This is a genomic window from uncultured Azohydromonas sp. (assembly GCF_937926365.1).
In the GTDB taxonomy this organism is placed as follows: domain Bacteria; phylum Pseudomonadota; class Gammaproteobacteria; order Burkholderiales; family Burkholderiaceae_C; genus Azohydromonas.
Genome location: NZ_CALAOH010000065.1, coordinates 1 through 9,058, shown reverse-complemented (window position 1 = coordinate 9,058; position 9,058 = coordinate 1). Strand labels below are relative to the sequence as shown.

General features: G+C 70.5%; 7 protein-coding genes. All 7 read right to left on the bottom strand.

The features are described 5' to 3' along the window. Positions 1–3,387, bottom strand: a 3,387-nt coding sequence (locus Q0741_RS06845) for a glutamate synthase central domain-containing protein (RefSeq protein ID WP_298232450.1), incomplete at its 3' end; no start/stop codon positions are given. 134 nt (positions 3,388–3,521) lie between these two features. After that, a complete protein-coding gene (locus tag Q0741_RS06840) occupies positions 3,522–4,217 on the bottom strand; it encodes a transposase (protein WP_298232449.1) in 696 nt (231 codons plus the stop codon). Positions 4,218–4,228: 11 nt separating this feature from the next. After that, positions 4,229–5,368: a deoxyguanosinetriphosphate triphosphohydrolase gene (locus Q0741_RS06835; RefSeq protein ID WP_298232448.1), complete on the bottom strand. Its 1,140-nt coding sequence runs from the start codon at positions 5,366–5,368 to the stop codon at positions 4,229–4,231. A gap of 70 nt (positions 5,369–5,438) precedes the next feature. Further along, entirely contained in the window at positions 5,439–6,533 is a 1,095-nt protein-coding gene (aroB, locus tag Q0741_RS06830) for a 3-dehydroquinate synthase (RefSeq protein ID WP_298232447.1), read from the bottom strand. 10 nt (positions 6,534–6,543) lie between these two features. Continuing rightward, entirely contained in the window at positions 6,544–7,122 is a 579-nt protein-coding gene (locus tag Q0741_RS06825; RefSeq protein ID WP_298232446.1) for a shikimate kinase, read from the bottom strand. Positions 7,123–7,215: 93 nt separating this feature from the next. Continuing rightward, the gene (locus Q0741_RS06820; RefSeq protein WP_367184077.1) at positions 7,216–8,772 is read right to left on the bottom strand and encodes a type IV pilus secretin PilQ; all 1,557 of its coding nucleotides are present in this window, start codon (positions 8,770–8,772) and stop codon (positions 7,216–7,218) included. Continuing rightward, positions 8,769–9,058: pilus assembly protein PilP (locus tag Q0741_RS06815; protein WP_298232445.1), on the bottom strand; the 290-nt coding region annotated here is incomplete at its 5' end. The genes Q0741_RS06820 and Q0741_RS06815, both read right to left, overlap by 4 nt.

Sequence of the window (9,058 nt, the reverse complement as noted above, 5' to 3'; positions counted from 1 at the left end):
CAGCGTCTGCTGCGTCTCGGCCAGGCCCAGCTCCCACGGCGTGCCGGCGTGCTTGATCGACGACCAGGGCGAGGCGCCCGTGCCGCCGTCATGGCCGGCGATCACCACGTGGTCGGCCTTGCACTTGGCCACGCCCGCGGCGATGGTGCCCACGCCCACTTCCGACACCAGCTTCACCGACACGTCGGCGCGCGGGTTGGCGTTCTTGAGGTCGTGGATGAGCTGCGCCAGGTCCTCGATCGAGTAGATGTCGTGGTGCGGCGGCGGGGAGATCAGGCCCACGCCCGGCACCGAGTAGCGCAGGAAGCCGATGTACTCGGACACCTTGCCGCCCGGCAGCTGGCCGCCCTCGCCCGGCTTGGCGCCCTGGGCCATCTTGATCTGGATCTGGTCGGCGCTGACCAGGTACTCGGTGGTGACGCCAAAGCGGCCCGAGGCGACCTGCTTGATCCTGGAGCGCAGGCTGTCGCCGGCCTTCATGGCGTAGTCGGTCACGACCACTTCGCTGCCCACCACGTCCGACACCTTGGTGCCATCGGCGATGGGGATGCCCTTGAGCTCGTTGCGGTAGCGCGCCGGGTCCTCGCCGCCCTCACCGGTGTTGCTCTTGCCGCCGATGCGGTTCATGGCGATGGCCAGCGTCGAGTGCGCCTCGGTGCTGATCGAGCCCAGCGACATGGCGCCGGTGGCGAAGCGCTTGACGATCTCGGCCGCGGGCTCCACCTCCTCCAGCGGGATGGCCTTGCTCGGGTCGAACTTGAACTCGAACAGGCCGCGCAGCGTCAGGTGGCGCTTGGACTGGTCGTTGATGAGCTGCGCGTACTCCTTGTACGTCTCGAACTTGCCCGAGCGCGTGGAGTGCTGCAGCTTGGCGATGGCGTCGGGCGTCCACATGTGCTCCTCGCCACGCACGCGCCAGGCGTACTCGCCGCCGGTGTCGAGCATGGACTGCAGCAGCGGGTCGTCGCCGAAGGCCGCGCGGTGCATGCGGATGGCTTCCTCGGCGATGTCGAACACGCCGATGCCGCCCACCTGCGACGCGGTGCCGCGGAAATACTTGTCCACCACCGACTTGTCCAGGCCGATGGCTTCGAAGATCTGGGCACCGCAGTACGACATGTACGTGCTGATGCCCATCTTCGACATGATCTTCGAGAGACCCTTGCCGATCGCCTTGATGTAGTTGTAGATGGCTTTTTCGGCGCTGAGGTTGCCCGGCAGCGACTGGTGCATCTCCACCAGCGTCTCCAGCGCCAGGTACGGATGCACGGCCTCGGCGCCGAATCCCGCCAGCACGGCGAAGTGGTGCACCTCGCGCGCGGAGCCCGTCTCCACCACCAGGCCGGCCGTGGTGCGCAGGCCCTCGCGCACCAGGTGCTGGTGGATCGCGGACAGCGCCAGCACCGCGGGGATCGCCACGTTCTGGCGGTCCATGCGGCGGTCGGTGATGACCAGGATGTTGTGGCCGCTCTTGATCGCGTCCACGGCCTCGGCGCACAGCGAGGCGAGCTTGGCCTCGACGCCCTCGTGGCCCCACGCCAGCGGGTAGACGATGTTCAGCTCGTAGGTCTTGAACTTGCCGTGCGTGCTCTGCTCGATGGAGCGCAGCCGCGCCATGTCGGCGAAGTCCAGCACCGGCTGCGACACCTCCAGGCGCATCGGCGGGTTCACCGCGTTGATGTCCAGCAGGTTGGGCTTAGGACCGATGAAGCTGTTGAGCGACATCACGATGGCCTCGCGGATCGGGTCGATCGGCGGGTTCGTGACCTGGGCGAACAGCTGCTTGAAGTAGTTGTAGAGCGGCTTGTTCTTGTCCGACAGCACGGCCAGCGGGCTGTCGTTGCCCATGGAACCGGTGCCTTCCTCGCCCGCGGTGGCCATGGGGGCCATCAGGAACTTGATGTCCTCCTGCGTGTAGCCGAAGGCCTGCTGGCGGTCCAGCAGCGTCTCGCCGGACTGCGGGAGCGCACCCTGGGCATCGAGCGTGTCGAGCTTGATGCGCACGTTCTCGATCCACTGGCGGTACGGGCGCGCGCTGGCGAACTGGTTCTTCAGCTCTTCGTCGTCAACGATGCGGCCCTGCTCGAAGTCGATCAGGAACATCTTGCCCGGTTGCAGGCGCCACTTCTTGACGATGCGGTTCTCGGGGATGGGCAGCACGCCCGACTCCGAGGCCATGATCACCAGGTCGTCGTCGGTGACGATGTAGCGCGCCGGGCGCAGGCCGTTGCGGTCCAGCGTGGCGCCGATCTGGCGGCCGTCGGTGAACACCATCGAGGCCGGGCCGTCCCAGGGCTCGATCATGGCGGCGTGGTACTCGTAGAAGGCGCGGCGGCGCTCGTCCATGAGCGTGTGCTGCTCCCAGGCCTCCGGGATCATCATCATCGCCGCGTGCGCCAGCGGGTAGCCGGCCATGGTCAGCAGCTCCAGCGCGTTGTCGAAGGTCGCCGTGTCGGACTGGCCTTCGAAGCTGATCGGGTAGAGCTTGCTCAGGTCATCGCCCAGCACCGGCGACTTCATCACGCCCTCGCGGGCGCGCATCCAGTTGAAGTTGCCCTTGACGGTGTTGATCTCGCCGTTGTGGGCCACCAGCCGGTACGGGTGCGCCAGCGGCCACTCGGGGAAGGTGTTGGTGGAGAAGCGCTGGTGCACCAGGGCCAGGGCCGAGGTCGCGCGCTCGTCCTGCAGGTCCAGGTAGTAGGTGCCGACCTGGTCGGCCAGCAGCAGGCCCTTGTAGATGACCGTGCGGCAGCTCATGCTGGGCACGTAGTACTCGTGGCTGTGCGTGAGCTTCAGCTTTTGGATCGCAGCCGAGGCGGTCTTGCGAATCACATAAAGCTTCCGCTCAAGGGCATCGGGAACGATCAGGTCGGGACCACGGCCGATGAAGACCTGGCGGATCACGGGCTCCTTGGCGCGCACCGTGGGGCTCATCGGCATCTCACGGTTGACCGGCACGTCGCGCCAGCCCAGCAGCACCTGGCCCTCGGCCTTGATGGCGCGCTCCATCTCCTGCTCGCAAGCCAGGCGCGAGGCGTGCTCCTTGGGCAGGAAGATCATGCCCACGCCGTACTCGCCCAGCGGGGGCAGCTGCACGCCCTGGCGCGCCATGTCGGCGCGGTAGAGCTCGTCCGGGATCTGGATCAGGATGCCCGCGCCGTCGCCCATGAGCTTGTCGGCACCGACCGCGCCCCGGTGGTCCAGGTTCTCCAGGATCTTCAGGCCCTGCTCGACGATGCTGTGCGCCTTCTGGCCCTTGATGTGGGCCACGAAACCGACGCCGCAGGCGTCCTTCTCGTTGGTGGACTGGTACAGACCACCGTCGGCCAGCGCCGCGATCTCGGCAGCCGTAGCAGTGTTGTTCGTGGGTCCGGCGGCCGTGCTCATGGGCGCTCTCCATCAGGGAATCAGGGAAGTCCCGGAGACTAGTGCAGGAAGCCCCCCGATTCAAGTGCTAAAAAATAGGGTACGACCACAATTAAATACTGCACCGTCGCCGTGCATTAAAAAATGGGGACAGTTCAATTTGGTGCGGTTTTTCGCGGTCGTCCCCGGGGTCGCGGCTGCAGGGGCCGCTCGGTGCGCGAGGCCAGCGCGGCGAGGAAGGCGGCGTCGCCCAGCGCCCAGCCCTTGAGCGTTGCGTCCATCAGGCTGCGCGCCTGGGCCTCGGACAGCCCGCCCTCCAGTCGCGCGCGGTGCGCGAGCTCGCGCTCGAAGGGCGTGTTGCCGGTGGCCCAGAACAGCGGGTGGTCCGTCACCAGCGGGTCCCGCCGGCGGCCGAGGTGGTGAGCGGCGCTGGACCAGGGCCACTCCAGCGCGCTGGCAATGAGCCCCAGGCGCTGCGGCTGCCACTCCACCAGGGTCAGCAGCGCGATGAAATGCCGCGGCGGCTGCGCCACCGTGGCGCGGTAGCGCCCTTCCCACAAGGTGCCCGCGCGGCCATGGCGGCGGTTGAAGGCCGCGACGTAGCGCCGGCCCAGCGCCTGCACGGCGGTGCTCAGGCCCGCGTCGGTATCGGGCGTGAGCAGCAGTTGCAGGCTGTCCTCCAGCAGCACGTAGCCGTGCAGCGCCACGCCATGCTCGCGCAGCGCCTCGCGCAGCATCTGCAGGCAGCGCTGGCGGTCCTCGTCATCGACGAACAGGGCCTGCCCGGCATTGCCGCGCAGGACGACGTGGTGCAGGTGCCCGGCCAGGGCCAGGCGGGGGAGACGGGCCATGCGCGAGAGGTCTAGAGCGGGGAGTCGAAGGCCGGCGCCCCGGTCAACCGGGCGTGCTCGCGCAGCGCGAAGCGGTCGGTCATGCCGGCGATGTAGTCGGCCACGGCCCGGTGCAGGTCGGGGCGCTGCGCGAAGTCGGGCGGCATCTCCGAGGGGCGGTCGAGGTAGGCCGCCACCAGCGCGTGCACCACGTCCTGGGCGCGACTCATGCTCTGCATCACGCGCGGATGCCGGTAGAGGTGGCGCATCAGGAAGCTTTTCAGCTGCCGGCTCTCGTCGCGCATGGCGTCGCTGAAGCACAGCAGTGGCGGCGCGAGGCGCACGTCCTCCACGCTTTGCGGCGCGTATCTGTCCAGCCGGGCCCGCGTGGCGTCGATCACGTCGTAGATCTGCTGCGTCAGCATGCGGCGGATGGCCTCGAACAGCAGCCGCCGCCCGGCCAGGCGCGGATGCTCGGCCAGCGCGGCATCGTGAAAGCGCGCGAACAGGGGCACGGCGCACACCTGCTCGATGCTCAGCAGCCCCGAGCGCACGCCGTCGTCGATGTCGTGGGCGTTGTAGGCGATCTCGTCGGCCAGGTTGGTGAGCTGCGCCTCCAGCGAAGGCTGCGTGCTCTCGATGAAGCGCCGCGCCACGCCGCCGGGCTCCAGCGCCTCCAGCCGGCGCGCGTTGGCCGGGCTGCAGTGTTTCAACACGCCCTCGCGCGTCTCGAAAGTCAGGTTCAGCCCGTCGTAGTCCGGGTAGCGCTGCTCCAGCTGGTCCACCACGCGCAGGCTCTGCAGGTTGTGCTCGAAGCCGCCGTGGTCCCGCAGGGCCTCGTTGAGCGCGTCCTGCCCGGCGTGGCCGAAGGGCGTGTGGCCCAGGTCGTGCGCCAGGGCGATGGCCTCCACCAGATCCTCGTCCAGGCCCAGCGTGCGCGCGACGGAGCGCCCCAGCTGCGCCACTTCCAGCGAGTGCGTCAGCCGCGTGCGGTAGAGGTCGCCCTCGTGGTTGAGGAAGACCTGCGTCTTGTAGACCAGGCGCCGGAACGCCGTGCTGTGGACGATGCGGTCGCGGTCGCGCTGGTACTCGCTGCGCGTGGGCGCGGGCGGCTGCGGATGGCGCCGCCCGCGCGAGCGGGCCGGGTCGCTGGCATAGGGCGCCAGGGGCATGGGCAGTTCCTTCCGTGTCAAGCCTTGCGGGAAACGGCTGGCCCGGCGGCGCGCCCGGGCGCCAGGCTCATCAGGCGCTGCAGGCCTGGATCACCTCGCGCACCACGCTCTCCGGCGCGCCGCGCTGCACTGCCTTGCCCAGGCCGTCGATGAGCACGAAGCGGATCTCGCCGGCCAGCGCCTTCTTGTCCAGCCGCATCAGGGCCAGCCACTGCTCGATGGGCAAGGCCGGCGCCCGCACCGGCAGCCCGGCGCGCTCCACCAGGCGCCGCATGCGCGCGGGGAAGTCGGACTGCACCAGGCCCAGCCGCGCCGAGAGCTCGGCCGCCATCACCATGCCGCAGCCCACGGCCTCGCCATGCAGCCACTCGCCGTAGCCCATGCCGGCCTCGATGGCGTGGCCGAAGGTGTGGCCGAAATTCAGGATCGCGCGCAGGTCGCTCTCGCGCTCGTCGGCCGCCACCACCTGCGCCTTGATCTCGCAGCTGCGCTGCACCGCGTGCGACAGCGCCGCCTTGTCCAGCGCGCGCAGCGCGTCGAGGTTGCGCTCGGTCCAGTCCAGGAACGCCGGGTCGGCGATGGGGCCGTACTTGATGACCTCCGCGAGGCCGGCGGAGAGCTCGCGCGCAGGCAGCGTGTCCAGCACGTCCAGGTCGCAGATCACGCGCCGCGGCTGGTAGAAGGCGCCGATCATGTTCTTGCCGCGCGGGTGGTTGATGGCGGTCTTGCCGCCCACCGAGGAGTCCACCTGCGCCAGCAGCGTGGTGGGCACCTGCACGAAGGGCACGCCGCGCATGTAGCAGGCGGCGGCGAAGCCGGTGATGTCGCCCACCACCCCGCCACCCAGCGCGTACAGCACGGTGCGGCGGTCGCACTCCTGCTCCAGCAGCGCGTCGAAGATCAGGTTCAGCGTGTTCCAGTCCTTGTGGGCCTCGCCGTCGGGCAGCACCACCTGCAGCACGCGCTCGTGGTGGGCGCTGAGCGCCGCCTGCAGGCGCTGCGCGTACAGCGGCGCCACGGTGGTGTTGCTGACGATGAGCGCCTGCGCCGCGCGCGGCAGGCCGCTCCAGGATTCGGGATCGGACAGCAGGCCGCAGCCGATGCGGATGTCGTAGCTGCGCTCGCCGAGGTCGATGCGCAAGCGGCTCGGGGGGACGGAATTCATGCGGGAAATTCTAGGCAGGGCCCGCTTCCGGGCCGTGGTGGGGGTCGATGGGCGAAGGCACGCGCGAGGCGTCCACCAGGCCGGCGAGCTCCAGCTGCATCAGGATCATCTGCAGCAGCGCCGGCACCGAGGGCCGCCCGGTCTCGATCACGAAATGCGCCGTGCGCAGGTAGACGCCATCGCGCTCGCGGAACAGGTCGCGCAGCCGCTTGAGCGGGTCCTTGACCTGCAGCAGCGGGCGCGAGGTGTCGTGGCGCAGGCGGCGGAACAAGTCTTCCGGCGTGGAGCGCAGGTAGATCACGTGCGAGCGCTCGCGCAGCATCTGGCGGTTCTGCTCCCGCAGCGGCGCGCCGCCGCCGGTGGCCAGCACGCAGTCGCCCTCACGCGTGAGCCGGTCGATCTGCTGGCTTTCCAGGTCACGGAAGGCCGGCTCGCCATGCAGCTCGAAGTAGGCGCGGATCGACATGCCGATCCGCGCCTCGATCTCGTGGTCGGAGTCGTAGAAGGGCAGGCCGAGCTGCCGGGCGAGCTGGCGCCCGACGGTGGACTTGCCACCGCCGGGCATGCCGACGAGGGAGATCAGGGGCACGGCGCGAGGGGCGGCGAAGAGGCGCTGCGGGCTGAGAAAAGGCGGGAGTATGACGCGATGCCACCTTCGTCCCGCTGACGCGCCGACCGCGCATCAGCGCGCGGGCGTGTCCGGCGTCACCACGCGCGGCGTGAGGAACACCAGCAATTCCGTCTTGTTTTCCAGCCGCACGGTGTCGCGGAACAGCGCGCCCAGGCCCGGCAGGTCACCCAGCAGCGGCACCTTGTTGACGTCGCGGCGCTCCTCCTGCGTGAGGATGCCGCCCAGCGACACGGTGCCACCGTCCTCCACCAGCACCTGCGTGCGCACGCGCTTGGTGTTCACGGCCGGCCCGGTGGGGGTGAGCATGCCGCGGCTGTCCTTGCTCACCAGCACGTCCAGGATCAGCTGCCCTTCGGGCGTGATCTGCGGCGTGACCTCCAGGCGCAGGCTGGCCTTCTTGAATTCCACCTGCGTGGCGCCGCTGGAGGTGCCGGAGGTGTACGGGATCTCCTCGCCCTGCTCGATCTCGGCCTTCACCTGGTCGGCCGTGAGCACGCGCGGACTGGAGACCACGCGCCCGCGCCCGTCGGCCTCCAGCGCCGAGAGCTCCAGGTTGAGGAAGCGGTGCGCCGAAGGGCTGAAGAGCGTCAGCGCGAAGGTGGCGGCCGGCGCCGCGGTGCCCAGCGCGCCGGTGTTGGCCGGCAGGCTGACGAAGCGGCTGTCGGCGTAGGTGGCGGTGGCGCCCTGCCCCGTGGCGGCGCCCACCGCGTCGTAGTTGCCGCCGGGGGCGATGGCGGTGCCGCCGCCCAGCCCGAAGCCGGGCCGCTGGCCCGCGGCGGCGCGCAGGTCGGTGGCACCCAGCCGCACCCCCAGCGCGCGGCCGAAGCGCTCGTCCGCCTCGACGATGCGCGCCTCGATCAGCACCTGCCGCACCGGGATGTCGATGCGCCCGATCAGTGCCTGCACCTCCGCCAGCCGCGTGGGCACGTCGGTGACGAAGAGCTGATTGGTGCGTGGCTCGGCCAGCACGCTGCCGCGCGAGGACAGCAGCCGCGTGGCGGGCGGCGTCGCGGCCGTGCCGCCCAGCAGCGGGGCCAGCGCCGCGGCAGTGGCCCCGCCGGGCGCGGGCGGCGGCGCCAGGTTCTGCCCGCCCAGGGCGCGCGCCACCGCCTCGGCCTTGGCGTAGTTGAGCTGGAAGGCGCGCGTCTGCAGCGGCTCCAGCTCGGCCAGGCGCTTCTGCGTCTCCAGCTCCGCCGCCTCGCGCGCCAGCACCTCCTCTCGCGGCGCCACCCACACCACGGCGCCACTGCGGCGCATGGACAAGCCCTTGGTCTGCAGGACGGTTTCCAGCGCCTGGTCCCAGGGCACGTCCTTGAGCCGCAGCGTGACGGAGCCGGTGACGCTGTCGCTGGTGACGATGTTCAGCCCCGTGAATTCGGCGATCACCTGCAGCACCGCGCGCACCTCGATGTCGCGGAAGTTCAGCGAGAGCTTGTCGCCGCCGTAGCTGGCCGCCGCGCCGGGAATGGGGCGTGCGGCGGCCGAGGGCAGCGCCGCGGCCACCGCCGCCACGGCCGGGGCATCGGGCTGGGCTGGCGCCGCCGGTGGCAGCGCGGCGGCCAGGAAGAGCACATACCCGGGAACTGCGCGGACTGCTCGAAGGCTCATCGTGGCGTCTCCTGCAGGGCCAGCATGGTGCTGCGCTCGGTCCAGGCGCCTCGGGCATCGCGCACCCGTTCGCGCAGCGTGATCGCGGTTTCGGTGATGCGCACGACCCGGCCGCCATGCGGACCGCCGAGCCGGTCGCCGGGCTGCACCGTGTGCAGCGTGCCCTGCGCGCGCACCAGCGCCAGCGTGCGGCCCTCGCGCACCAGGCTGCCCACCATGCGCAGCGCCTCCAGCGGGTAGGCCTCCAGCGGCGCGCCGGCGGGCGGCAGCGCTGCCGCGCCGGGCG